At 73.3% G+C, this 24,432-nt stretch carries 25 protein-coding genes; 10 read left to right on the forward strand and 15 right to left on the reverse strand.

Going from position 1 to position 24,432, the window contains the following annotated elements:
- Nucleotides 1-34: 34 nt before the first annotated feature.
- Entirely contained in the window at nucleotides 35-391 is a 357-nt protein-coding gene (locus EAD96_RS11870) for a DUF3099 domain-containing protein (RefSeq protein ID WP_013284780.1), read from the reverse strand.
- A gap of 106 nt (nucleotides 392-497) precedes the next feature.
- Here EAD96_RS11870 and EAD96_RS11875 point away from each other — a divergent pair, with 106 nt between their 5' ends.
- The gene (locus tag EAD96_RS11875; protein WP_216932656.1) at nucleotides 498-809 is read left to right on the forward strand and encodes a hypothetical protein; all 312 of its coding nucleotides are present in this window, start codon (nucleotides 498-500) and stop codon (nucleotides 807-809) included.
- On the forward strand, nucleotides 799-1,110 hold the full coding sequence (locus EAD96_RS11880; RefSeq protein ID WP_121684289.1) for a hypothetical protein: 312 nt from the start codon (nucleotides 799-801) through the stop codon (nucleotides 1,108-1,110). The genes EAD96_RS11875 and EAD96_RS11880 overlap by 11 nt, the downstream gene beginning before the upstream one ends.
- A 4-nt stretch (nucleotides 1,111-1,114) precedes the next feature.
- Here the strand turns inward: EAD96_RS11880 and EAD96_RS11885 are convergent, their stop codons facing one another.
- From EAD96_RS11885 to EAD96_RS11895, 3 genes are all read right to left on the reverse strand, one after another.
- Complete coding sequence (locus tag EAD96_RS11885) at nucleotides 1,115-2,347, reverse strand: low temperature requirement protein A (RefSeq protein ID WP_121684290.1); 1,233 nt, start codon at nucleotides 2,345-2,347, stop codon at nucleotides 1,115-1,117.
- 72 nt (nucleotides 2,348-2,419) lie between these two features.
- The gene (locus tag EAD96_RS11890; protein WP_121684291.1) at nucleotides 2,420-3,004 is read right to left on the reverse strand and encodes an HhH-GPD-type base excision DNA repair protein; all 585 of its coding nucleotides are present in this window, start codon (nucleotides 3,002-3,004) and stop codon (nucleotides 2,420-2,422) included.
- A gap of 118 nt (nucleotides 3,005-3,122) precedes the next feature.
- Nucleotides 3,123-4,343, reverse strand: a complete 1,221-nt coding sequence (locus EAD96_RS11895) for a S8 family peptidase (protein ID WP_120571034.1) — start codon at nucleotides 4,341-4,343, stop codon at nucleotides 3,123-3,125.
- A 180-nt stretch (nucleotides 4,344-4,523) separates the two neighbouring features.
- Here EAD96_RS11895 and EAD96_RS11900 point away from each other — a divergent pair, with 180 nt between their 5' ends.
- Both EAD96_RS11900 and dtd read left to right on the forward strand, forming a co-directional pair.
- Nucleotides 4,524-6,008: a methyltransferase gene (locus EAD96_RS11900; RefSeq protein ID WP_184977129.1), complete on the forward strand. Its 1,485-nt coding sequence runs from the start codon at nucleotides 4,524-4,526 to the stop codon at nucleotides 6,006-6,008.
- Entirely contained in the window at nucleotides 6,008-6,430 is a 423-nt protein-coding gene (gene dtd, locus EAD96_RS11905; RefSeq protein WP_013474500.1) for a D-aminoacyl-tRNA deacylase, read from the forward strand. The genes EAD96_RS11900 and dtd overlap by 1 nt, the downstream gene beginning before the upstream one ends.
- 6 nt (nucleotides 6,431-6,436) lie before the next feature.
- Here dtd and EAD96_RS11910 read toward each other — a convergent pair whose 3' ends face one another.
- Nucleotides 6,437-7,225 carry a sporulation protein gene (locus EAD96_RS11910; protein ID WP_121684305.1) on the reverse strand — a complete coding sequence of 263 codons (789 nt, stop codon included), beginning with the start codon at nucleotides 7,223-7,225 and terminating at the stop codon, nucleotides 6,437-6,439.
- Nucleotides 7,226-7,445: 220 nt separating this feature from the next.
- Between EAD96_RS11910 and sigB the strand changes: the two genes are divergently transcribed.
- From sigB to EAD96_RS11930, 4 genes are all read left to right on the forward strand, one after another.
- Complete coding sequence (gene sigB, locus EAD96_RS11915; protein ID WP_120571035.1) at nucleotides 7,446-8,432, forward strand: RNA polymerase sigma factor SigB; 987 nt, start codon at nucleotides 7,446-7,448, stop codon at nucleotides 8,430-8,432.
- Between the two features lie 102 nt (nucleotides 8,433-8,534).
- Entirely contained in the window at nucleotides 8,535-8,876 is a 342-nt protein-coding gene (locus EAD96_RS11920) for a helix-turn-helix transcriptional regulator (RefSeq protein ID WP_199733146.1), read from the forward strand.
- Nucleotides 8,873-9,364 carry an SRPBCC family protein gene (locus EAD96_RS11925; RefSeq protein ID WP_121684292.1) on the forward strand — a complete coding sequence of 164 codons (492 nt, stop codon included), beginning with the start codon at nucleotides 8,873-8,875 and terminating at the stop codon, nucleotides 9,362-9,364. The genes EAD96_RS11920 and EAD96_RS11925 overlap by 4 nt, the downstream gene beginning before the upstream one ends.
- A complete protein-coding gene (locus EAD96_RS11930; RefSeq protein WP_121684293.1) occupies nucleotides 9,361-9,768 on the forward strand; it encodes a VOC family protein in 408 nt (135 codons plus the stop codon). Before EAD96_RS11925 ends, EAD96_RS11930 begins: the two co-directional genes overlap by 4 nt.
- A 3-nt stretch (nucleotides 9,769-9,771) precedes the next feature.
- On the opposite strand, the gene EAD96_RS11935 is transcribed toward EAD96_RS11930, so the two are convergent.
- From EAD96_RS11935 to EAD96_RS11945, 3 genes are read right to left on the reverse strand one after another with little or no spacing between them, the layout of a single operon-like run.
- Nucleotides 9,772-12,327, reverse strand: coding sequence for a bifunctional GNAT family N-acetyltransferase/acetate--CoA ligase family protein (locus tag EAD96_RS11935; RefSeq protein WP_121684294.1), 2,556 nt, complete (start codon nucleotides 12,325-12,327; stop codon nucleotides 9,772-9,774).
- Nucleotides 12,328-12,352: 25 nt separating this feature from the next.
- Entirely contained in the window at nucleotides 12,353-13,534 is a 1,182-nt protein-coding gene (locus tag EAD96_RS11940; RefSeq protein ID WP_121684295.1) for an acetoin utilization protein AcuC, read from the reverse strand.
- A gap of 47 nt (nucleotides 13,535-13,581) precedes the next feature.
- Nucleotides 13,582-14,439, reverse strand: a complete 858-nt coding sequence (locus EAD96_RS11945; protein WP_121684296.1) for a sulfurtransferase — start codon at nucleotides 14,437-14,439, stop codon at nucleotides 13,582-13,584.
- 97 nt (nucleotides 14,440-14,536) lie between these two features.
- Here EAD96_RS11945 and EAD96_RS11950 point away from each other — a divergent pair, with 97 nt between their 5' ends.
- The gene (locus EAD96_RS11950) at nucleotides 14,537-15,223 is read left to right on the forward strand and encodes a metal-dependent transcriptional regulator (protein WP_030274585.1); all 687 of its coding nucleotides are present in this window, start codon (nucleotides 14,537-14,539) and stop codon (nucleotides 15,221-15,223) included.
- 75 nt (nucleotides 15,224-15,298) lie between these two features.
- On the opposite strand, the gene EAD96_RS11955 is transcribed toward EAD96_RS11950, so the two are convergent.
- From EAD96_RS11955 to nrdR, 7 genes are all read right to left on the reverse strand, one after another.
- On the reverse strand, nucleotides 15,299-15,847 hold the full coding sequence (locus tag EAD96_RS11955; protein WP_120571040.1) for a hypothetical protein: 549 nt from the start codon (nucleotides 15,845-15,847) through the stop codon (nucleotides 15,299-15,301).
- An 87-nt stretch (nucleotides 15,848-15,934) separates the two neighbouring features.
- Complete coding sequence (locus EAD96_RS11960; protein WP_071096262.1) at nucleotides 15,935-16,168, reverse strand: DUF5522 domain-containing protein; 234 nt, start codon at nucleotides 16,166-16,168, stop codon at nucleotides 15,935-15,937.
- 29 nt (nucleotides 16,169-16,197) lie between these two features.
- Nucleotides 16,198-17,640, reverse strand: a complete 1,443-nt coding sequence (locus tag EAD96_RS11965) for an alpha/beta hydrolase (protein ID WP_121684297.1) — start codon at nucleotides 17,638-17,640, stop codon at nucleotides 16,198-16,200.
- Between the two features lie 102 nt (nucleotides 17,641-17,742).
- The gene (locus EAD96_RS11970; RefSeq protein ID WP_121684298.1) at nucleotides 17,743-18,384 is read right to left on the reverse strand and encodes a class I SAM-dependent methyltransferase; all 642 of its coding nucleotides are present in this window, start codon (nucleotides 18,382-18,384) and stop codon (nucleotides 17,743-17,745) included.
- A gap of 146 nt (nucleotides 18,385-18,530) precedes the next feature.
- Nucleotides 18,531-19,466, reverse strand: coding sequence for a DUF2332 domain-containing protein (locus EAD96_RS11975; RefSeq protein ID WP_121684299.1), 936 nt, complete (start codon nucleotides 19,464-19,466; stop codon nucleotides 18,531-18,533).
- Between the two features lie 100 nt (nucleotides 19,467-19,566).
- Nucleotides 19,567-22,461, reverse strand: coding sequence for a vitamin B12-dependent ribonucleotide reductase (locus EAD96_RS11980; RefSeq protein WP_121684300.1), 2,895 nt, complete (start codon nucleotides 22,459-22,461; stop codon nucleotides 19,567-19,569).
- A gap of 38 nt (nucleotides 22,462-22,499) precedes the next feature.
- Nucleotides 22,500-23,000 (reverse strand): transcriptional regulator NrdR, encoded by a 501-nt coding sequence (gene nrdR / locus EAD96_RS11985; protein WP_013284751.1) that lies wholly within the window; start codon nucleotides 22,998-23,000, stop codon nucleotides 22,500-22,502.
- A gap of 489 nt (nucleotides 23,001-23,489) precedes the next feature.
- On the opposite strand from nrdR, the gene lexA reads away from it, so the two are divergent.
- Entirely contained in the window at nucleotides 23,490-24,272 is a 783-nt protein-coding gene (gene lexA / locus EAD96_RS11990; RefSeq protein ID WP_013284750.1) for a transcriptional repressor LexA, read from the forward strand.
- The last annotated feature ends 160 nt before the right edge of the window (nucleotides 24,273-24,432 follow it).

Raw genomic sequence — 24,432 nt, forward strand, 5'->3', positions numbered from 1 at the left:
GCGGCCGGTCCGGGCGGCGCTCCGCCCGGGCCGGTCAGGGCTCGGCGTCGATGATCTTGTGCGGGTTCTCCTCGGCGGTGAGGGCCGTGGGCGCGGGCTCCTCGCGGCGCCGGTTCTGGAACCGGTTCGCCAGGCGGTGCTCCTCCTTGGGCGGCCGGTCGTTCGCCAGCAGCACCGCCAGCCAGGGCACGAGCACCATGCCGAGCGCGCACAGCGGCAGCCAGAGCCAGAGCAGCGGTGCCTTCGCGCCGACCAGGATCGCGCCGGCCACCAGACACGCGACCCGGATGGCCATCATCAGCACGTAACGCTTCTGCCGGCTGTTGAGCTGGTCGTCCTGGCTGCGCGGGGCGTCGGTGATCAGTATCGGCTGGTACGCCTGACGCTTCACCACGGACCTCCTACGAGGGGATAGGGCCCATCCTGTCACTCCGGACGGATGATCGGCGAAAATCGTGACAGGCCGGTGCGTGTTACGTGCGTGGTACGCTTCGCCCGTGGCCAACCGGTTCAGCTTCACCGACGAGGCGCTGGCGAACCTGCGGGTCTACGACGTCACACCCGGGGAAGTCTGGGAGGCCCTGCACAGCAACCGCCGGGTCATCCGCCACCTCGGGGACGACGTCATGGTGGTCTACGCCACCGACCACCGCGGCCGGCGGCTCGCCGTGCTGCTGGCCGAGGCCGACGGCACCGACAACGACTGGGACATCCTCTCCGCCCGCGAGCTGAGCGACGTCGAGGCCAAGCGCTACGACGAGGCGGTGCGGAACTCACGCCGACGAGGAGGCGGTCACGATGCACCGTGACGAGGCGACCAAGCGGTTCCACTCCGGAGGCGACGCGTTCGCCGACCTGATCGACGACACGTCACCGGCGCAGCTGCCCACCCCCGACACCGACGTGCCGATGGTCAGCCGGTCGGTCCGGCTCCCGCTGGAGACGTACGAGCGGGTCCGCGCCGCCGCCGACGCGCGCGGCATCGGGGTGACCACACTGATGCGGCAGTGGATCGAGGCCGGCCTGGCCGACCTGGACGACTCGGCCACCGTCTCGCTGGCCGACGTACGCCGCGCGCTGGCGTCGCTGTCCCGCCCGACCGCCGCCTGACGGCTCACGCCTCCGGGCCGGCCTCGTCGAGCACCTCCCGCCCGATCGGTGAGGCGGAGGGCTCCGGCGGCCGGTGCCAGGCCCGGCGGGCGTCGGCGAACGCGACCAGCGCCAGCACGAGAGCCACCGCGCCGAGCGCGAACATCGCCGGCACGGCCGCCAACGCGGGCAGGAGCAGCACCAGGGCGAGCAGCCCGACCAGCCGGGGGCGGGACACCCGGCCGAAGATCTCGTACTCGAACCGGGACCGGGCGGCCAGGAACAGCGCGGGGCCGCCCGCCACGAAGACCAGCCAGTTCGGCTGAACCGTGTCGTACGGGTGGGCGATGACCAGCTCGTAGCCGACAGCGGCGCCGATCACGCCGAGCACCATGAACAGGTGGGTCTGCGCGGCCGACTCGGCCAGCCGCCCCGGCGTGCCGGCCATCCGCAACGCCTCCGCCAGCAGGTGACCGGCCCGGTAGAAGTAGATGCGCCAGAGCAGCGCCGTGATCACGAACGAGATCGCGAACGCCACCGCAGCCTCACCGGAGAACTCCTTCCCGCTGTACGTCACGCCGATCACCAGGATCGACTCCCCCAGCGCGATGAGGAAGATCTGCTGGTAGCGCTCGGCGAGGTGTTCCCCGGCGACGAGCCACTGCCGGATACGCGACGCCCCGATCCACGGCAGCGGCCAGCCCAGGAACGTGCCGAGGTGATCCACCGCCAGCGCGACGACCCACAGCGCCAGGCGGGGACCGGGCATCAGGGCGCCGGCGAGCCACAGCGGGGCGCTGGCCACCGCCCAGGCGGCCAGCCGCACCGGGACCAGACGCCGCGGGTGGCCGCGCAACGCCACCGCGATCAGCAACGGCCGGCCGACCATCACCACCACGTACGCGAGCGCGAACGGCAGCGCCCGCTCCTCCAGGGCGCGGGGCAGCGTCACGCCCAGCACCAGGCTGCCGAACATGGTGCCGACCACCACGACCTGGATGACGACGCGCTCCGGCTCGTACCGGCTGGTCACCCAGGTGGTGATCGTCCAGACCTGCCACAGCACCATGAACAGCAGCAGGGTCTTGCCCACTTCGGCGGCCACCGCGCCGGCGGAGCCGTCGAGGCCGTTGATCAGCCGCTGGGAGACCCGGGTCAGCGCGAACACGAAGACCAGGTCGAAGAAGAGCTCCAGGAACGTGGCCCGCCCGGGACTGGACGCGGTACGCAGCAGCGCCCCGCCCCGCTGCTCGGTCATCGTCCGCTCCCGTCCCCCGTCCTGGCGACCAACGACAGCGGCGACGGGCCGGTTGCGGCGGCGGGCGGCGGATCAGCCCTTCGCGGCCTTCGCCTCCGCCTTCATCCGCTGCTTGAACTCGCGTACCCGGCGCAGCGACTCCGGATCGGTCACGTCCGCGACCGACCGGTGGGCGTCCGCGTCGCCGTAGTCACCGGCCGCCTCGCGCCAGCCGTCCGGGGTGATCCCGAACCGCTTGCCGAGCAGCGCGACGAAGATCTGCGCCTTCTGCCGGCCGAACCCGGGCAGCTCACCCACCCGGCGCAGCAGTTCCCGGCCGTCGGTCACGTCGGACCAGAGCCGGGCCGGGTCGCCGTCGTAACGCTCCACGAGCGCCCGGCACACCTCCTGCACACGGGCCGCCATCGCCTTGGGAAAGCGATGCAGCGCGGGCGGCCGGGCGAAGATCTCCACCAGCGCCTCCGGGTCGTACCCGGCCAGTTCCGCGGCGTCGGGCTCGTGGCCGAGCCGCTGCGCCAGCACGTACGGGGAGGAGAACGCCTTCTCCATCGGCACCTGCTGGTCCAGCACCATGCCGAGGAGCAGGGCCAGCGGGCTGCGCGCCAGCAGTTCGTTGGCCTCGGGATCGATGGGCAGTGACAGCGTCATGGGAACCATCCTGCCGCCCCGCCCGCCGGTCGCGGGCGCCGACTCCCCGACGACGTGACGCGGCCCGGCGGACCCCTGCGAGGTCCACCGGGCCGCGGCCCACGGTGTGGTCAGGTCACCCGTGTCGTCAGTTGACGACGAAGAGCAGCCGGTTCGGCGAGCCCGAGCCCGGGCTGGTCACCTTGCCGGTGGTGGCGTTGCTGGTCAGGTAGCTGGCCACCTGAGCCGGGGTGTAGGAGGTGTTCGCGGACAGCACGAGCGCCGCCGCGCCGGCCACGTGCGGGGACGCCATCGAGGTGCCGCTGATCGAGTTGGTGGCGGTGTCGCTGGTCCGCCACGCCGAGGTGATCGACGAGCCCGGGGCGAAGATGTCCACGCAGGAGCCGTAGTTCGAGTAGGAGGCACGGGCGTCGGTGCTGGTGGTGGCGCCCACCGTGATCGCCGAGGCGACCCGGGCGGGCGACGAGTTGCACGCGTTGGCGCTGGAGTTGCCGGCCGCGAGCGCGTACGTGATGCCGGAGTTGATCGAGTTGGCCACCGCGTTGTCCAGCGTGGTGCTGGCGCCGCCGCCGAGGCTCATGTTGGCCACGGCCGGCTTAACCGCGTTCGAGGTGACCCAGTTGACGCCGCTGATCACGCCGGCGGTGGTGCCGCTGCCGGAGCAGTTGAGCACCTTGACGGCCACCAGGCGCACGCTCTTGGCCACGCCGTACTTGGTGCCGCCGACGGTGCCGGCGACGTGCGTGCCGTGGCCGTTGCAGTCGGTGTTGTTGGTGTCGACCGTGTTGGTGCCCCAGGTGGCCCGGCCGCCGAAGTCGCTGTGCGTGGTGCGGATGCCCGTGTCGATGATGTAGGCGCGCACGTTGCTGGCGGTGTTCGGGTAGGTGTAGGTGCTGTTCAGCGGCAGGTTGCGCTGGTCGATCCGGTCCAGGCCCCAGGTGGCACCGGTCTGGGTGCCCTGGGTGGTCATGACGCGGTCCTGCTCGACGTACGCGACGGCCGGGTCGGCGGCGAGCCGGCGGGCCTGGGCGGGCGTCATCTTCGCGCTGTAGCCGGTGAGAGCGGAGCTCCACACCGTGCCGACGTTGCCGCCGTAGCGCTTGGCCAGGCCGGCGGCCCGGTCCGGCACGGCGGTACGGGCGGCGAGGGTGTTCGCGGTGCCGACCGCGTCGCCCTTGAGCACGACCACGTAGCTGCCGCTGACGGCGTCCGCGGCGCCGGCGTACCGGATCTCCCCGGTGGGCGCGGCGAGAGCGGGCGTGGAGGCGGCGGCGGCGAAGGCCGCGGCGGCGGCCGTGACGGCGAGCGCACGCAGCGCGCGCCGCCGGGGAAGGGACACGTCGGGCATCGTCTGGCTCCCTACCGGGCGGCCCGGTTCGTGGCCGGATCGCCCATCGACGGATGTTGGCAGGAATGCTAGCCAGAGATCGATAAACATGAAAGAGATAGCCGCCGATAGATACGGTCGACGTTATGGATTCGGCGGGTGCCGCGCCACGCCGGACCGCGCCCGGGGCAGGATGAGCACGTGGACCGTCACGACATGCTGCTCTCCCCCGCCGGGGTCGACGCGCTGCGCACCGCGCTGACGCTCGCCCGCTTCACCGCCAACGGGATCGCCGACCGCCTGGGCCCGCAGGCCACCGGCGCGGTGGCCCGCAACGACTACCGGGCCGCACTGCGCGCCACCGAGGACCGGGACCGGCTGGCCACGATGATCCGGGTGTTCATCTGCGACCAGACCGAGCCGGAGGCGGCGGTGGCCGCCGCGCTGGCCCCGCTCGCGCTGGACGAGGCACTGGCCGGGGGCATCGTGGAGCGGCACGGCGACGGCCTGCGTGCCGGGGTCGACCTGGAGCCGTACGGGGACGAGTGGTGGGTGCTCGCCGACGTGCCGGCCGCCGCGCGCCCCGGGCGCCCGCTGCACGCCGAGCACGTGCTGGGCATCGGCGGCGCCACCCAGACGCTGATCTCGGCCGCGGTGCGCCCGACCGTGGACACCGCGCTCGACCTCGGCACCGGCTCCGGCGTCCAGGCGTTGCACCTGGGCACCCACGCCCGCCGGGTCACCGCCACCGACGTGTCCGAGCGGGCGCTGCGGTTCGCCGCGACCACCGCCGCGCTCAACGGGCAGGACTGGGAGCTGCTGCGCGGTGACATGGTCGCCCCGGTGGCCGGGCGCCGCTTCGACCTGGTGGTCAGCAATCCCCCGTTCGTGGTCGGCCCGGGCACCACCACGCACGTCTACCGGGACTCCGGCCGGGTCGGCGACGCGATCGGCGCGGAGCTGGCCGCCGCCGCGCCGGACCTGCTCACCGAGGGCGGCACCATGCAGTACCTGGCGAACTGGGTGCACGTCACCGGCGAGGACTGGGCCGAGCGGGTCACCGGCTGGTTCGCCGGCACCGGCCTGGACGCGTGGGTGATCCAGCGCGAGGTGGCCGACCCGATGGCGTACGTGAACCTGTGGCTCACCGACGTCGGCGAGAGCGCCGACCCGCAGCGGATGGCGGCCTGGCTGGACTGGTTCGACGCGCACAAGGTGGAGGCGATCGGCTTCGGCATCGTCTCGCTGCGCCGCTCCGGCCACGACCAGCCGGTCGTCCGGGTGGAGGACCTGCGCCAGCGGGTCGAGCCGCCGCTGGGCGACCGGATCGGCGAGTGGTTCGCCCGGCAGGACTGGCTGCGCGCCCGGAACACCGAGGGTCTGCTCGCCGCCCGCTACCGCGCCGCCGAGGGCCTCCAGCTGCGGCAGGAGGCCACCATGGGCGACGACGGCTGGGCTGTCGACCGGCAGGTCCTGGCCATGCCGCGCGGGCTGCGCTGGTCGGAGGAGATCGACCCGCTGGTGCTCGCCCTGGTCGGCGGCGCCGACGGCCGGCTGCCGCTGCGCGACCAGCTCGCCCTGCTGGCCGCCGCGCACGACGTGGCACCGGACGAGCTGGCCGAGGCGGCCGGGCCGATCGTGGCGCACCTGGTCGAGCGCGGCATCGTCGAGCCGGTGACCGACTGATGCGGGCGGTGGTGCAGACCGTCGGCCGGGCCCGGGTGACAGTCGACGACGAGGTGACCGGTGAGATCGCCGACGGGCTGCTGGTGCTGCTCGGCGTCACCCACACCGACACCCCGCAGGTGGCCGCCACGATGGCCCGCAAGCTGCACGAGCTGCGGATCCTCGACGACGAGCGCAGCGCCGCCGACGTCGGGGCGCCGCTGCTCGTGGTCAGCCAGTTCACGCTCTACGGCGACGCCCGCAAGGGCCGGCGGCCGAGCTGGACCGCCGCCGCGCCGGCCGAGGTGGCCGAGCCCCTGGTGGACGCCGTGGTCGAACAGCTGCGCGCCCGGGGCGCGAAGGTGGAGACCGGCCGTTTCCGCGCCCACATGCTGGTGGAGAGCGTCAACGTCGGTCCCCGGACCCTCGTGCTCGACCTCTGAGGAGGATCAGAAGAACAGCCCGCGGCGGGACAGCGACTGACGCAGCCAGCCGTCGAGCTGGGCGGCCCAGTCCGTACGGTCCGCCGTCGCGTGGTCCACTGTGAACCGGCCGAACGCGTCGCGGCCCTCGGTGAACAGGCCACCCCGCTTGTCCAGCTCCAGCACCACGTGGACCTGCCGCGGATCGGTCACGAAGGTGACCTCCAGCTGGTTCATCGCGCCCGCGTACTGCGGCGCCGGGTAGAACTCGATCTCCTGGTAGAAGGGCAACTGCTGGTGCAGGCCGTAGATGTGTCCACGCTCGACGTCGGCGCGCGCGAAGCGGAAGCCCAGCCGTAGCAGCGCCTCCAGCAGCCGCTCGTGGGCGGGCAGCGGGTGCACCGCGACCGGGTCCAGGTCACCCTTGTCCATCGCCCGCGCCACCTCCAGCTCGGTACGCAGACCCATCGTCATGCCGTGCAGGTGCTGGCCGTACAGGTCGGTGAGCGGCGTCTCCCACGGCACCTGGAAGCGGAACGGCACGTCGTGACGCTGCCCCGGCTCCAGCCGGAACGGGCCGGTCATCTGGGCCCGGCCGAACTCCTGGTTGACGTCGTACTCCGAATCGGAGCTCTCCACCTCGACCCGCGTGACCAGACCGAGTGCGACGTAGCTCACGTCCACCGGGTGGTCGCCACCGACCACCTGGATCCGGCCCTCCAGAACGCCGCCCGGGCGGCAGTTCGGGTTGGCCAGCACCGTCTCCACCGACGGTCCGCCCACACCCATCGCCTGCATGAGCCGCTTGAAGACCACCACGTTCTCCGATCATCAGTGCCGGGCCGGCTCCGACGGCCGGTCGGTGGCACGGTAACCGCGCCGGGCAAGCGGATGCCGGATTCCCGCGAGGATTCCTGTCGGTTCCCCGATCGCCTCACTCCCGTCTCACGCCCCGACCGCCAAGCTGTTTGTCATCGGCCACCACCGCGTGGGCGGCACGGGACCGGTAGGCACGTCGGACACGGGGAGAACAGAGATGACCCAGCAGATGATCGAGCACCAGGACATGGACGTCACCCTCACGGACCTCGACGCCACCGACGAGCGCGGCGTCTCCACCGACCTGGTCCGGGCGTACCTGAACGGCATCGGCCGCACCAAGCTGCTCACCGCGGCGCAGGAGGTCGAGCTGAGCAAGCGGATCGAGGCCGGCCTCTTCGCCGAGGAGAAGCTGGCCACCTGCACCCCCGTCTCCGCCGAGCTGCGCGCGGACCTGGCGCTGATCGCGGCCGAGGGTCGCGCCGCCAAGGACCACCTGCTGGAGGCGAACCTGCGGCTGGTGGTGAGCATCGCCAAGCGCTACACCGGTCGCGGCATGGCCTTCCTCGACCTCATCCAGGAGGGCAACCTCGGCCTCATCCGCGCCGTCGAGAAGTTCGACTACACCAAGGGCTACAAGTTCTCCACCTACGCCACCTGGTGGATCCGCCAGGCCATCACCCGCGCCATGGCCGACCAGGCCCGCACCATCCGCATCCCCGTGCACATGGTGGAGCAGGTCAACCGCATGGTCCGGGTGCGCCGCGAGCTGTCGGTGACGCTGGGCCGCGAGCCCACCGTGAGCGAGGTGGCCGTGGCGCTGGAGATCCCGGAGTTCCAGGTGATCGAGCTGATCTCCTACGACCGGGAGCCGGTCAGCCTGGACCAGGCCGTCGGCGAGGACGGCGAGAGCGCGCTCGGCGACTTCGTCGCCGCCGTGGACCCGCGCGCCGAGCCGGGCGACGCCGCCACGAATGGCGAGCTGCGCAACGAGGTCCGGATCGTGCTGGCCACGCTGTCCCAGCGGGAGCAGGCGGTGATCCGGCTGCGCTTCGGCCTGGACGACGGCCGGCAGCGCACGCTGGACGAGGTGGGCCGCGAGTTCGGCCTGTCCCGGGAGCGGATCCGGCAGATCGAGAAGGTCACGCTGCTCAAGCTGCGCGACCCGGAGCGGGCGAACCGGCTGGAGGCGTACGCCTGCTGATCCCCCCTGCCCCGACAGGCCCCGGCGGTTCGCCGGGGCCTGTCGCGCTTGACCCGGGCGCTCCCGCCGTATAGAACCGACTGGTTACACAACCAGGAGGTTATGAACGTGTCCGCGGATCTGCTCGACGCCACATTCGCCGCGCTCGCCGACCCCACCCGGCGCGCCATCCTCACCCGGCTGGCCGCCGGTGAGGCCACAGTCACCGAGCTGGCCGAGCCGTTCGCGATGAGCCAGCCCGCCGTCTCCAAGCACCTCAAGGTGCTCGAACGCGCCGGCCTGGTCACCCGGGGCCGGGACGCCCAGCGCCGCCCCTGCCGGCTCGACGCCCGGCCGCTGCGGGAGGCCGTCGCGTGGCTGGCGGACTACCGCGACTACTGGGCGGAGAGCTACGCGCGGCTGGACGAGGTGCTCGCCGACCTGACCGCCGGGGAGCAGCGGTGACCGGCCTGACCGTCACGCTGCACGGCGACCGGGAGATCCGGCTCAGCCGCGACTTCGCCGCCCCGCGCCACCTGGTGTTCGCCGCCTTCACCCGACCCGAGCTGCTGGTCCGCTGGTGGGGCGCCCGTGGCTGGCACCTGGTCGAGTGCGAGGTGGACCTGCGGGTCGGCGGGCGCTGGCGGTTCGTCTCCCGGGGACCGGACGGCGACCTGATGGCCCAGGGCGGCACGTACCGGGAGGTCGACCCGCCCGCGCGGCTGGTCTGCACCGAACTCTTCGACGACCAGTCCTATCCGGGCGAGACGCTGGTGCGTCACGACTTCACCGGTCCGGCGGACCGGACCACGGTCGTCACCCACCTGCGGTACGCCACCGCGCAGGGCCGCGACACCGTCCTGCGCTATCCGATGACCCGCGGCCTGAGCGAGGCGTTCGACCGCCTCGCGGCAGCGCTGCACAACGATTCGACGACAGGAGCGACAACGTGAACTGGACGCTGGAAGTGGTGGTCGTACCGGTCTCCGACCTGGACCGGGCCAAGGAGTTCTACGTGCGGCGGCTCGGCTTCGTCCTAGACCACGACACCGATCTGGGCGGCGCGGGGCGGATCGTCCAACTCACTCCCCCGGGCTCCGGGTGCTCGATCGTGCTCGGCCGGGGCGTCGTACCGGAGATGCCCCCGGGCTCCCTCAAGGGCCTGCAACTCGTCGTGCCCGACCTGGAGCGGGCGCACGCCGAGCTGGTCGAGCGGGGCGTCGAGGTGAGCGAGATCCAGGTGATGGGTCAGAACCCGCGCCCGGTGCCGCACCCGCTGGACAACGTCGGCTTCGTGTTCTTCCGCGACCCGGACGGCAACGAGTGGGCGGTGCAGCAGATCTCCGAGCGCGGCTGAGGCCTACAACCTCCGCGGGCCGGTGTCCGGACGGGCGGCCTCGGCGCCGGTGCGCACAGTGGCGTGCAGCACCGAGATGCCGTCCGGCCGGGCCAGCACCGGGTTGAGCGTGAGCGACCGCACCCGGGGCTGCTCGTCGGCGAGGCGGCCGACCCGCACCAGCAGGTCGACCAGGGCCGCCCGGTCCACCGGCGCGGCGCCCCGGTGCCCGCGCAGCAGCGGCGCGGCCCGGGGTTCGTCGACCAGCTCGGCGGCGTCCCGGTCGGTCAGCGGCACCGCGCGCCAGGCCCGGTCACCGAGCAGCTCGGTCGCGACACCACCCAGCCCGAACCCGACCACCGGCCCGAACGCCGGATCCTCCACCAGCTCCACCACGCACGCCACGCCCGGCGCGACCATCGGCTGCACCAGCACCTCCGCGCCGAACACCGGGGCCATCTCCGCGTACGCGCGGCGCAGCGCGGCGGCGTCGGTCAGGTCGAGGCGTACCGCGCCCAGGTCGAGGCGGTGCCGCAGCCCGGGGGCGGCGGCCTTGAGCGCCACCGGCCAGCCGAGCCGCTCCCCCACCGCCGCCGCCTCCTCGGCCGAGCGGGCCGGCACCGAGTCCACCACGTCGATCCCGTACGCGCGCAGCAACGCCGCCGAGTCGGCGCCGTCCGGCCGCAGCGCGGCGTGCCCCGCCGTCCGGTCCACGTCGGCCAGCTCCGGCAGCACCCCGGCGGGCCGGCGCAGCCAGTCCGCGTACGCGGTCACCCGGCCCAGCGCGCGCACCGCCTCCTCCACGCTCGGGTACGCCGGCACCCCGGCCGGCACCAGCCCGGCCAGGAACGTCGCCACCACCGGCTTGCCGGTGACCCGCGCCTCGGGCAGCGCCGCCGCGAAGTCGGCCACCGGATCGGCGAGCTGGCCCGGCAGCGGCGGCGCGAACACCGCCACCACGGCGTCCACCCGCTCGTCGGCCACCGCCTCGCCGAGCGCGGCGGCGTACGCGGCGGCCCCGGCGCTCGGCCCGACGTCCCGCGGGTAGCCGTCGACAACGGTCAGTCCCTGGGCAGCGCAGGCGGTAGCGGCCAGCCCGGTCAGCGCCGACGAGTTGCCCACCACCGCCACCCGGCGCCCGGCCGGCAGCGGCTGGTGGGCCAGCAGCACGCCCACGTCGAGCAGTTCGGACACGGTGTCCACCCGGATCACCCCGGACTGGGCGAACAACGCGCTCACCGCCGCCGCGTCCAGCGCGGGCGCCTCCCCCACGCCCGGCGGCCGGGCCAGCGAGGCGAGCGCCACCACCGGCTTGCTGCGGCCGATGCGCCGGGCCAGCCGGGCGAACTTGCGCGGGTTGCCGAACGTCTCCAGGTAGAGCGTGATGACGTCGGTGGCCGGGTCGTCCTGCCAGTACTGGAGCAGGTCGTTGCCGGACACGTCGGCCCGGTTGCCGGCCGAGACGAAGCTGGACAGTCCGAGCCCGCGCCGGGACGCCTCGGCCAGCAGCGCCACCCCGAACGCGCCGGACTGGCTGAACACGCCGACGCGCCCCGCCGCGGGCAGCACCGGGGCGAGGGTGGCGTTGAGGCGTACCGCCGGGTCGGTGTTGGCGACGCCGAGACAGTTCGGGCCGACCACCCGCATGCCGGCCAGGTGCGCGGCGCGGACCAGCGCGCGCTGCGCCGCCGCGCCGGCCGGGCCGGACTCGGCGAACCCGGCCGAGATCACCACCAGGCCGTGCGCGCCCGCGCGGGCCGCGTCGCGGACCACGTCGGTCACCGCGTCCGGCGGGACCGCCACCACGGCCAGGTCGACGTCCTGGCCGGCGTCGGCCGCCGACGGGTACGCGGGCAGCCCCGCCACCGTCGCCGCGCTCGGGTGCACCGGCACGATCGCCCCGGCGAAGCCGCCGTCACGCAGGTGCCCGAGCAGCGCCGCGCCGACGCCCTGGCCGGTGGTGCTGGCGCCGTACACGGCGATGCCGCGCGGCGCGAGCAGCCGGGCGATCGACCGCGCCTCGGTGCGGTGCTCCCGGCCGCGCTGCACCTCGAGCGTCGCCTCGGTGGGCGCGATCGGGAAGCTCAGGTGCACCACGCCGTCGGCGTACTGGCGCTGGACCTGGTAGCCGAAGTCGGCGAAGACCCGCAGCATCGCCCCGTTGGCCGGGAGCACCTCGGCGACGAAGTGCACGATGCCGTTGCGTCCGGCCGCGTCGGCCAGATGTTCCAGCAGCACCGAGCCGATGCCCCGGCCCTGGTAGGCGTCCTCGACCACGAACGCCACCTCGGCCTCGGGCGAGGAGGGGCCGAGCCGCTCGTACCGGCCGACGGCGACGATCCGCTCGCCGGCGAGCACCACGAACGCCTCCCGGTCGCGGTGGTCGACGTTGACGAAGCGCTTCAGGTCGCGTTCCGGGATACGCGGGTACGGCGAGAAGTACCGCAGGTATCGGGTGCGCTCCGAGAAACGGCCGTGCATGGCCACGATCTCGGGCGCGTCCTCCGGACGGATCTGTCGCAGCTGGACGGTCGTGCCGTCGCTGAGCAGCACGTCCACCGGTTGTTCGACGGTGGTCACCGGTCGGTCCTCCCCTGCCGCCGGCTCAGTCGCGCGGGTCGTGCGGATCGAGCCCGAGCAGCGGGAAGACGGCCTTGCGGGTGGCCGCGACGGCCCGGTCCACCGCGTTCGGCTCACCGCTGGGCTGCCACGGCTGGTACGACGGGTCCACGTCGTCGGTCATCCGCAACGGCACGTCGTGCCCGGGTCGCCGCCGCGCGGCCAGCTCCCGCCAGCCGGGCGGGGTCAGCGTGGCCGGTTCGACCGGCTCGCCGGTGGCGATCGCGAGCAGGTGCGTCCAGGCCCGGGGCACCACCTCGACCAGCGCGTACCCGCCGCCGCCGGTGGCGACCCAGCGGCCGTCGCACAGCTCGTCGGCGAGCGCCCGCAGCGCGCGGTAGGTGGCCCGCTGCCCGTCCACCGAGAGGTGCAGGTCGGCCAGCGGGTCCTTGCGGTGCCCGTCGGCACCGCACTGGGTGACCAGCACCTGCGGCCGGAACGCGCGCAGCACCGACGGCACGATCGCGTGGAACGCCCGTTGCCAGCCGGCGTCGCCCACCCCCGGCGGCAGCGGCACGTTGACGGCGGTGCCCTCCGCGCCCGGGCCGCCGGTCTCGTCCGGGAACCCGGTGCCGGGGAACAGCGCGAGCGGCGTCTCGTGCAGGCTGACCGTGAGCACCCGCGGGTCCCGGTAGAAGATCTCCTGCACGCCGTCGCCGTGGTGCACGTCCACGTCCACGTACGCGATCCGTTCCGCGCCGAGGTCGAGCAGCCGCGCGATGGCCACGGCCGGGTCGTTGTAGACGCAGAACCCGGCGGCCCGGGCGGGCATCGCGTGGTGCAGCCCGCCGGCCACGCTCACCGCACGCCGGGCGTCGCCGCGCCACACCGCCTCGGCGGCGGCCGTCGTGGCGCCGGCGATCAGCGCGCTCGCCTCGTGCATCCCGTCGAAGACCGGATTGTCCGACGTGCCCAGACCGAAACCGGCGAACAGCGGGTCGCGCGGCGCGGACCGGACCGCGTCCAGGTAGGCCGGATCGTGCACGCGGGTGAGCAGCGCGTCGTCGGCCGGCTCGGGCTTGACCAGCCGCACGCCGGGCCGGTCCAGCACACCCAGCTCGCGGGCGAGCGCCATGGTCAGCTCGACCCGGACCGGGTCGAGGGGATGGTCGCCCATGTCGTAGGCGAGGAGACCCTCGTCCCACACCACCACCGTGTCGTCGGCCATGCGGCCATCGTCGCACGTGGCCCGGGACGCGCCCACCAGTCGTGCGCTCACCGGCCGGACGTGCCGCCGGTCGCGACCGGACGGTCCGGGTCGGCCACCCACTCGCTCCACGAGCCGACGTACAACGCGGCGTCCGGCCGACCGGCCAGGTGCAACGCGAGCACCGCCTGCGCGGCGGTCACCCCGGAGCCGCAGTACGCACCGACCGGCGCGTCCGCGTCCACCCCGGCGGCGGCGAACCGCTCCCGCAGCGCCTCGGCGCCCGGGAACCGGCCCTGCGTGACGTACTCAGGGGCGGGCAGGTTGACCGCGCCCGGCACGTGCCCGGCGACCGGGTCGACCGGCTCGTGCTCGCCCCGGTAGCGGGGCGCGGCCCGTACGTCGATCAACACGCCGGGCCCGGCGGCGGCGAGCCGGGCGGCAGCGGCGGCGTCGAGCACCGGCAACGCGCCGGGCGCCACGGTCACGTCGCCGGGCACCGGGGCGGGCACGCTCGTGTCGACCGGCAGGCCGGCGGCCGTCCAGGCCGGGAAGCCGCCGTGCAGCACCCGCACCTGCCGGTGCCCGGCCCAGCGCAGCGTCCACCAGGCGCGGGCGGCGGACATGCCGTCGCCTCCGTCGTACACCACGACGGGACGACCGGCGCGGACGCCCGCGGCCCGCAGCGCGGCCTGCAACGCCGCCGGGTCCGGAAGCGGGTGCCGGCCGGCGGCGCCGGGCGGCCCGCACAGCTCGGTGTCCAGGTCGACGAAGACGGCGCCGGGCAGGTGGCCGGCGGTGTAGTCGTCGCGTCCGGGCGGGCCGGTCAGCCGCCAGCGGACGTCGAGCAGGGTCGGCGGGTCGGCGTGATCGAGTTCGGCGGCGAGCCGGTCGGGCTCGACCAGCAGGTCTGCGGTGGCGGGCATGCGGCCCAGTCAACACCATTCGGCCCGCCACCTCCGGCTTCGCCTGCGTCGATGGTCGGTGGGAGCGGGTACCATCGGAGCCCAGGAGGCCGCAGACGTGAAGCACGACCTTGTTGACACCACCGAGATGTACCTGCGCACCATCCTCGAACTCGAGGAGGAGGGGGTGCCGCCGCTTCGTGCCCGCATCGCCGAGCGGCTGAAGCAGAGTGGTCCGACCGTCAGCCAGACCGTCGCCCGCATGGAGCGCGACGGCCTGCTCACCGTCGAGGGCGACCGGCACCTGACTCTCACGCCGCAGGGCCGCAACACCGCCGTGTCGGTGATGCGCAAGCACCGGCTGGCCGAGTTGCTGCTGGTGAACGTGATCGGGATGCCCTACGAGGAGGCCCACGAAGAGGCCTGCCGGTGGGAGCACGTGATGAGCGACGCGGTGGAGAAGCGGGTCTTCGACCTGCTCAACCGCCCGACCCGCTCGCCGTACGGCAACCCGATCCCGGGCCTGGCGGAGCTGGGCGACCCGGGCCAGACGCTTGCCGACGCCGTCGAGGGCGAGCGCAACCTGGCCTTCCCCGGCCTGTCCGGCCCGGTCGTGGTGCGGCGGATCTGCGAGAGCGTGCAGACCGACTCGGACGTGCTCCGGCAGTTGCACGCCGCCGGCGTCGACCCGGGCGCGACCGTGACTGTGGCGCAGGAACGCGACGCCGTCTCCATCGACCGCTCCGGCGACCGGGTACGCCTTCCCCGCGAGGTGGCGTCCCGGGTGTTCGTCGCGGCCCGCTGATCGCGTCCGGCAGCTCTGGCCTGCGGTCGGAGCTGCCTGCGTGACCTCCGGTCAGAGCTGCTCGGCGACCTCCGGTCAGAGCTGCCTCGTGTCGATCACCTTGGCCAGCGTGACCAGCTTGCCGGCCGTCTTGTCCGCCTCCGCCTTCGCGGTGCCGGCCGGGGCGGTCCAGCGCAGGGTGGCGAGCCGCCCCTCGGTGGCCAGCCAGCCGACCTCGGCGGCCGGCCCGGACTTCGCGGTCTTGGGCAGCGTGCGCCGGTAGGCGGCCTTGCCCAGCTTGGTGATCTTCGCCGCGCCGCCCGGCTGCACGTCCAGGGCGAACGTGGCCGCGTCGATCGACGTCTCGGTCACCGACAGCGTCAGCTCCGGCAGCACCGCCCCGGCCGCCCGGACCACGCACGTGTGGGTGTCGCCCCGCTCGGTGGCCGCCGCCACGTCGAACGTGCCGCCGGTGTGCTCGGCGATCACCGCGAAGTCGAGCAGCCGGCACGCCCCGCCCGAGGACGCCGCCGCGACCGGCACCGGCGGAGGCGGGGCCGGCGGCCCGGACCGGGTCGGCCCCTCGTCGGCGCAGCCGGCGGCGAGCAGGACGGCCGGAACGGCCAGCCAGATACGTGCACGCACGGGAGACCTCCGCGGTCGGCGGCGGGTCCGACCCGCCGGAGTTCCGTCGGACACCGTACGGCGTGCCCCAGCGGGGACGGAAGCCCCCTAATCGGCCACGTACGGACAGTGCCGGCAGCCTCGCCCGCAGCACGTGCCACGCCGCGCCAGGAAGCCCGCGCTGAGCACGAACAGCCCCGTCTCCGGGTCCAGGTAGCCGGCCTCCCCGGCGGCCAGGGCGGCGGCGTGCGCGGCGAGGATGCGCTCCCGCCCCGGGTGGTCCGGCGACAGCCGCGACGGGTGCGGTTCGGTAAGGGGCCGTCCCGCCAGCTCGTCGCGCACCGCTGAAGTCTACGGACGCCCGGCCCGCCCTAGTTTCCGCCCGGGCCGCTCTCGGTCCCGAGGCGTTCCAGGTACGGCACGAACGCCTCGGGCCGCTCGAACAACGAACGGTGCCCGGCGCGCGGGATCACCAGATGGTCCTTGCGCGGCGCCTGGAGCTGCGCGTACCACTCGTCGAACAGGCGCAGCCGACCCGGCACCTCCTGCGCGCCGTCCACGAAGTACGCCGGCACCGCGAGCTGCCGCACGTCACGCCGGAAGTCGATCTCCTGCAACCGGGGGTAGAGGACGTCCCAGCCGTCCAGGAAACCGAACAGGTGCACCTTCTCCAGTGGGCTGTATTCGGAGACGCCGAGGTTGCCGACGGTCCCGGTCTCGTCCTCGCTCGCGCCTTCCCGGTCGACCGGGAAGGCCCCTGCCTCGTTGGTCAGCAACGGCTCGTACGCCCAGAGGTCGCGGTAGGGCGGCGGCCCCTGCGCGGTCATCCGGTCCGCGAGCGCCGTCCGGCCGGTGCGGCGGGCCCAGGCCACCGTGTCGGCGTACTGGCTGCGGTCGGCCTCGCGCAGGCTCACCACCTGCCCGACGCCCACGTACGCGGCGAACAGTTCCGGGTGCTGTCGCACGGCGAGCAGGCCGGCGATGGTGCCGCCGGAGTGCGCGACCAGGTGGATCCGATCCCGGCCCAGCCGTTCCCGCAGGTGCCGGGCCACCGCGACCAGGTCGTCCACCTCGTCGTCCAGGTGCCAGCCCGACGGGGCGCGGAATCCCGACCAGGAGCGTGGCCCGCCGGCACGGTCCCAGACGGCCACCACGAATCGGCGCTCCAACTCGGGCAGGTGGCGACGGACCGCGCCGATCTCCGAGCCGCCGGGCGGACCGGGCACCACGAGCAGCACCGGAGCGCCGCGGTCCGTACCCCGGATCAGCAGGCCCAGCTCACGCCCGGAGGAGTCGACGGTGTCGAAGCGGGCGATGCCGCCGGAGATCGGGTCGGTGCGGCCCGGCACGGCCGCGCCGACGGTGACGAGCGCGAGCAGCGCAGCCAGCAGGCCGACGCCGACCCGGCCCGCCCAGCGCGGCACCGGCCGGCGCGGCGGCACCGCGCCGAGGCGACGTGCCAGGCCGGCGCCGTAGGCGGCGCCGACCAGCAGCGGCAACAAGGTCAGCAGCCCGTGTACGCCCCGGCCGGCGAGCACCGCCACGACACCGAAGCCGGACAGGTGCGGACGGTCGACGGTGGGCCCGCGCAGCCGCAGCCGGACCAGCTCGACAGCCACCGCGAAGATCACCGGCGCGACGAGCATCAACCAGCGGGACCGGCCCAGCCACCCGGCGGCCAGCCCGACGACGAGGCTCACCGCGACGGAGGCGAGTGCCGCACCCACCGTGCCGGGCCCACGCGGGGTCCACCAGCCGGCGACAGCGCCCCAGAGCAGGGGCGGCGTCGACGCGAGGAGCATCCGGGTGCGCATGACGTCTCCCTCCGCCGAGATCGTCAACCCTAGCCAGAGCGGCCACTCTTCGATGTCCCGTCCTCACGTGCGGTACGGATCGGTGTCGGCGGTGGTGAATGTTCAGCCGGCCGGACGCTGCGCGAGCAGGAACGCCTGGGACTGCCGCTCCCTGCCGACCGGCGCGCGGACCGTCGTCGCCGACACCGCGAACCCGGCCGCCGTGAGCTGCGCGGCCAGCCGATCCGGCGACAGCCAGTAGACGTCGAAGGCGACGGAGTGGCCGTATGCCTGTTCCCGTCGGTCGAGCCGGTCGCCGGCCTTCACGGCGAGCAGCAGGTGACCGCCCGGAGCGAGCACCCGGTGGAAACCGGCGAACACCTCCGGCAGCAGTTCCGGTGGCAGGTGGATGACCGAGTACCAGGACACCAGCCCGGCCAGTGATCCGTCCGGCACGGCCAGCTCGGTCAGCGAGCCGGCCTCGAAGCGCAGGTCCGGGTACGCGCGGCGGGCGACCCGCACCATGCCGGGCGACAGATCGACGCCGCTGATGTCGAGGCCGAGCCGGTGCAGGTGGGCGGTGACGCGACCGGTGCCGCAGCCCACCTCCAGCACGGGCCGCCCCGGCCCGACCGTCTCGGCGAACGCGGCCAGCAGGGCCCGGTCCAGCGGCGGCTCCACCACGTCGGGCAGCAGCCGCGCGTAGTCCTCGGCGACAGCGTCGTAGGCGGCACGCGTCTCGACCAGCCAGGCAGGTTCGGTCACGCCCGCCGACCCTAGTCACGGGTGTCCGCCCTCACCCGGCCCGCCCCTGTCTTCGTTGACCATGAAGTTGACGGCCGTCGCGTCGGCGTGTCGCGCCGTCAACTTCATGATCGCCGGGGGCAGGGCACCCGGACGGGCGCGTCGGGTCAGGTTAGCCAGGTGAGGGACTGGCCGTGTCCGGTCGTCCAGGCCACCGGGCGGCCGTCCAGGGCCAGGACGTTGTGGAAGCCTTGGGCGGGCGGCTCGGGCAGGTCGGCGTGGGGCAGCACCGACGGGTCCTCGTTGGCTATCCAGTGGCCGGGCAGGGTCCGGACCAGCGCGGTGAACGCCTCCCGCCGTGGCGGCGGCACCTGGTACAGCACCGAGCTGTGGAACACCACGAGCGTCGCCCCGGCCGGAGCCTGCGCCGCCAGCGCCGGGAGGTCGTCGACCAGGTCACCGCGTACCAGCAGCGGCGGGTCGGCCGCCGCGACCGCAGCCGCCGCGCGCAGCCGCTCCCGGCGGTGCCGGTGCTCCGGCCAGATCAACGCCTCCAGCCAGGCCACGTCCGCCGGATCGGTGACGTCGAGCGGGTTCACGTCGAGCCCGGCCCGCCACACCACCTCCGGACGCCGCACCGGCGGCTCGGTGCCGGTCAGGTCACAGTCGAGCACCGGCTCGCCGTCGCCGACCCGCCGGTCGCCGTAGCGGTAGGCGTACCGGTCGGGGTAGAGGCACAGCCCGGCGGACGCGCCGACCTCCAGCAACGCCAGCGGCTGCGGCAACGCGGCGAGCACCGGCAGCAGCACCGCGCACCGCCCCGCCTCGTTCGTCTGCGTCGCCCGCATCCGCATCTGCGCCGCGACGTCCGGCCAGTGCGCGATCACGTACGCGCGGAACGCCGCCGGGTCGTCCACCGGCCCGCCGCGCAGCCGCACCACCCCGAACAGCAGGTTCGGCTGACGCTTGGCCGGTGGCAGCGTGTCGAGCAGGGCGAGCAGTTCCGGGTCACCGGCGACCGCCCGCGACAACCGCTCGTACGCCGGGGACACGCCGCGCGTCTCACGCTCGGCGAAGACCCGATAGATGTCTGCCGTGCTCATCCCCCGAGCATTCCAGCTCACGTACACGATGGGGTGTGACAGTGGGCACGCGCGAGCGCGGCAGGGAACTCCCTGCCGCGCTCGCGTCTTCGGTCGTGCGTCAGCTGCAGCCGCTGGTGGAGCCGCAGCCCTCGCAGACGTAGCAGCTACCGGCGGGCCGCATCTTCGTGCCACAGGTGAAGCAGAGCGGCGCGTCGGCGGCCTTGCCGATCACGGCCTCCAGCAGCTCGGTGCTGGAACCCACCGACGGCGCGGGCTTGACGGCCGCGGCGTCGGCCATCTCCTGCGCCGGCTGCGCGATCGGGCCGGTCTTCGGCTCGGGCGCCTCGACCGGGGCGGAGGCGGCCATCGCGGTGAGGTCCGCACCGCTCGCCTCCGCCTCCGCCTCGGCCCGGAGCTGGGCGGCCCGCTCCTTGGCGGTGAAGATGCCCAGCTCGGCGCGGCGGTCGTACGGCAGGAAGTCCAGCGCCAGGCGACGGAAGATGTAGTCCATCACCGAGGCGGCCATCCGCACGTCCGGGTCGTCGGTCATGCCGGCCGGCTCGAAGCGCATGTTGGTGAACTTGCTGACGTACGTCTCCAGCGGGACGCCGTACTGGAGACCGATGGAGATGGCCACCGAGAAGGCGTCCATCACACCGGCCAGGGTCGAGCCCTGCTTCGACATCTTGAGGAAGACCTCGCCGAGGCCGTCGTCCGGGTAGGACGAGGCGGTGAGGTAGCCCTCCGCGCCGCCGACCGAGAAGGAGACCGTCTGCGACGGGCGCTTCTTCGGCAGCCGCTTGCGCACCGGGCGGTACTCGACGACCTTCTCCACGACCTTCTCGACCTCGGCGGCCGGGGCCTGCGTCTCGGCGGTGGCCTTGTTCGGCTTGGCGGCCGACAGCGGCTGGCCGACCTTGCAGTTGTCCCGGTAGATCGCCAGCGCCTTGAGGCCGAGCTTCCAGCCCTCGAAGTAGATCTTCTCGACGTCCTCGACGGTGGCCTGCTCCGGCATGTTCACCGTCTTGGAGATGGCGCCGGAGATGAACGGCTGGACGGCCGCCATCATCCGCACGTGACCCATCGGCGCGATCGAGCGCTCGCCCATGGCGCAGTCGAAGACCGGGTAGTGCTCCGGCTTCAGGCCCGGGGCGTCCACCACGTGGCCGTGGTCGGCGATGTGCTCGACGATCGCCTCGACCTGCTCCTCGGGGTAGCCGAGGCTGCGCAGGGCGCGCGGCACGGTCTGGTTGACGATCTGCATCGAGCCGCCGCCGACCAGCTTCTTGAACTTCACCAGTGCCAGGTCCGGCTCGACACCGGTGGTGTCGCAGTCCATCATCAGGCCGATGGTGCCGGTCGGGGCGAGCACGCTGGCCTGCGAGTTGCGCCAACCGAACTTGTCACCGAGCTTGTTGCCGAGCGTCCACTGCTTGGTGGCCTCGCGCTGCACGGCGGTGGCCACGGTGCCGGTCGCCTTGATCGCGTCGTTGGCTGCGGCGTGCTTGCGCATGACCCGCTTGTGCGGCTCGGCGTTGCGCGCGTAGCCGTCGTACGGGCCGACGATGCCGGCCAGCTCGGCGGAACGGCGGTAGGCGGTGCCGGTCATCAGCGAGGTGATCGCGGCGGACACCTCCCGGCCCTGCTCCGAGTCGTACGGCAGGCCGGAGGCCATCAGCAGCGCGCCCAGGTTGGCGTACCCGATGCCGAGCTGCCGGTAGGCGCGGGTGGTCTCACCGATCTTCTCGGTCGGGAAGTCGGCGAAGCAGATCGAGATGTCCATCGCGGTGATGACGAACTCGACCGACTTGACGAACTTCTCCACCTCGAAGCCACCGTCGGCGCGGAGGAACTTCATCAGGTTCAGCGACGCCAGGTTGCACGAGGAGTTGTCCAGGTGCAGGTACTCCGAGCACGGGTTCGACGCGGTGATCCGCCCGGTCTCCGGGCAGGTGTGCCAGTCGTTGATGGTGTCGTCGTACTGCAGGCCCGGGTCGGCGCACTCCCACGCGGCCTGGGAGATGGTGCGGAACAGCTTCTTCGCGTCGATCGTCTCGATGGTCTGCCCGTCGAGCCGGCCGCGCAGGTCGAAGCCGCCGCCGTTCTCCACGGCGGTCATGAACTCGTCCGAGACGCGGACCGAGTTGTTGGCGTTCTGGTACTGCACGCTGACGATGTCGGCGCCGCCCAGGTCCATGTCGAACCCGGCGTCGCGCAGCGCGCGGATCTTGTCCTCCTCGCGCGCCTTGGTCGCCACGAACTCCTCGATGTCCGGGTGGTCCACGTCGAGGATGACCATCTTGGCCGCACGCCGGGTGGCGCCACCGGACTTGATGGTGCCGGCGGAGGCGTCCGCGCCGCGCATGAAGCTGACCGGGCCGGAGGCCGTGCCGCCGGAGGAGAGCAGCTCCTTCGAGGAACGGATCCGGGACAGGTTGACCCCCGCGCCCGAGCCGCCCTGGAAGATCCGGCCCTCCTCCTTGTACCAGTCGAGGATGGAGTCCATCGAGTCGTCGACCGACAGGATGAAGCAGGCGCTGACCTGCTGCGGCGACGGCGTGCCGACGTTGAACCACACCGGCGAGTTGAAGCTGAACACCTGGTGCAGCAGCATCCAGGTCAGTTCGTGCGCGAACACCTCGGCGTCGGCCGGGGTGGCGAAGTAGCCGTACTCCTCACCGGCGGTGCGGTAGGTCTCGACCACCCGGTCGATCAGCTGCCGCAGCGACCACTCCCGCTCCGGGGTCCCCACCGCGCCCCGGAAGTACTTGGTGGTCACGATGTTCGCCGCGTTCACCGACCAGGACTCGGGGAACTCCACCCCGCGCTGCTCGAAGTTGATCGAGCCGTCCCGCCAGTTCGTCATGACGACGTCGCGGCGCTCCCAGGCGACCTCGTCGTAGGGATGCACCCCCTCGGTCGTCCAGACGCGCTCGATCTTCAGCCCCGCCCCGGCCTTGTTCCGTGACTTGCTGGTCGTCACGCCCTCGCCCCCCTCGTCGGCAACGGTCACCCACCGCGCCTCGTGTACCTGTCAGAAACCCGAAAATGTCAGCTGATCGCGCCGGCGGCGTCCGCCGCACCGGCACCGGCGCCCTCCCGGGCGCGCGCGGCGGCCCGCAGCGTCTCGATCTCGCGCTCGAAGTCGGCGAGCGAGTCGAAGGACCGGTAGACGCTGGCGAACCGCATGTAGGCCACCTCGTCGAGGTCACGCAACGGGCCGAGGATGGCCAGGCCCACCTCGTGGCTGGGGATCTCGGCCGCCCCCTTGGCCCGTACGGTCTCCTCGACCTTCTGTGCCAGCAGCGCGATCGAGTCGTCGTCGACCGGCCGCCCCTGGCACGCCTTGCGCACCCCACCGATGATCTTCGTGCGGCTGAACGGCTCGGTCACCCCGCTGCGCTTGACCACCGCGAGCACCGCCTCCTCGACGGTGGTGAACCGCTTGCCGCACTCCGGGCACGACCGTCGCCGCCGGATGAGCTGGCCGTCGTCGGCCTCCCGCGAGTCGACCACCCGGGAGTCGGCGTGCCGGCAGTACGGACACCGCATTCGCCCGACCTCCTCCGTCGATCGCGGGCACACCTACCGGCTCCCGGGCACGCGTCGACACGGCGGGGCCATCGTCCGATGACCGTCGCCGAGTGCGCGGTGCGGGAGTGCGTTCGGTAGTTGAACCCAACCTGTAGGCAACTTACGCCCGTGTGACTACTACATCTAGGGGTCGACCGTATGCCGAACCCCAAGCGAGGTCAAGTTGGCGGGCGTGTCCGGCGCGTCATCAGGATCACGCCCGGCACGACGCCACCGAGGAGCCCAACGGACGGCCTCCCGCGCTAGTCACGGGCGGCCGGGATAGAACACCCGTTCGAGCGGCGTACTCTTCTATCAGAACACCAGTTCGGAAATCCAGGAATTCGGCGCGACACGCCGACAGCAGGTCGTACAGATGTTTGAAAATGGCCGATCTCACCTATACGGTCAGACCACACGCACCACGAGCCGACGAGGCACCCCAGCGCCGACCAGGGAGGGACGGACGTGACCGAGGACCGGGCCAGCCGGCAGAAGAACCCGCAGCCGAACGACGGGGCGGGTCCTCCGGCGACCCGTCGCCCCCGCACCGCCCGCAGCCGCACCGCCCCCGCGGCGGTGCGTCCGGTCACCCCGGTGGTGAGCAGCTTCCCCGACCCGGCGACGGTCGACCTGACCGCCCGGCAGCGGCGGATCCTGGAGTTCATCCGCAACTGGGTCGAGCGCCACGGCTACCCGCCGAGCGTGCGCGAGATCGGCGAGGCGGTCGGGCTGGTGTCCCCGTCCAGCGTCGCCTACCAGCTCAAGGAACTGGAGAAGAAGGGCTTCCTGCGCCGCGACCCGAACCGTCCGCGCGCCGTCGACGTCCGCGCGCCGGGCGAGGCGGACGACGAGGCGGCCCGCGCGCAGCGGCCCGCCCCGGCGTACGTGCCGATGCTGGGTCGCATCGCCGCCGGTGGGCCGATCCTGGCCGAGCAGGCGGTGGAGGACATCTTCCCCCTCCCCCGCGAGCTGGTCGGCGAGGGCGAGGTCTTCATGCTCCAGGTCAAGGGCGACTCGATGCTCGACGCGGCGATCTGCGACGGCGACTGGGTGGTCGTCCGGCAGCAGCCGAACGCCGAGGTCGGTGACATCGTGGCCGCCATGCTCGACGGCGAGGCGACGGTGAAGACCTACCGGCGGCGCGACGGGCACGTCTGGCTGATGCCGCAGAACCCGGCCTTCGACCCGATCCCCGGCGACGACGCCACCATCATGGGCCGTGTGGTGGCGGTGCTGCGCCGCATCTGAGCGACAGCGACGACGAAGGGGTGACCGGTGGCCGGTCACCCCTTCGTCGTGTCGTCTCAGTAGCGGTCGCCGCGGTACTCCCGGCCACCGCCGGACACCGGGCCGTACTGGCCCCGGCCGTCGTAGCCGTCGTCGCGGCGCCCGCCCCGCGGCTCCTGGC

Origin of the sequence: Micromonospora sp. BL1, assembly GCF_003667485.1 — a bacterium.
Classification (GTDB): Bacteria; Actinomycetota; Actinomycetes; order Mycobacteriales; family Micromonosporaceae; genus Micromonospora; species Micromonospora tulbaghiae.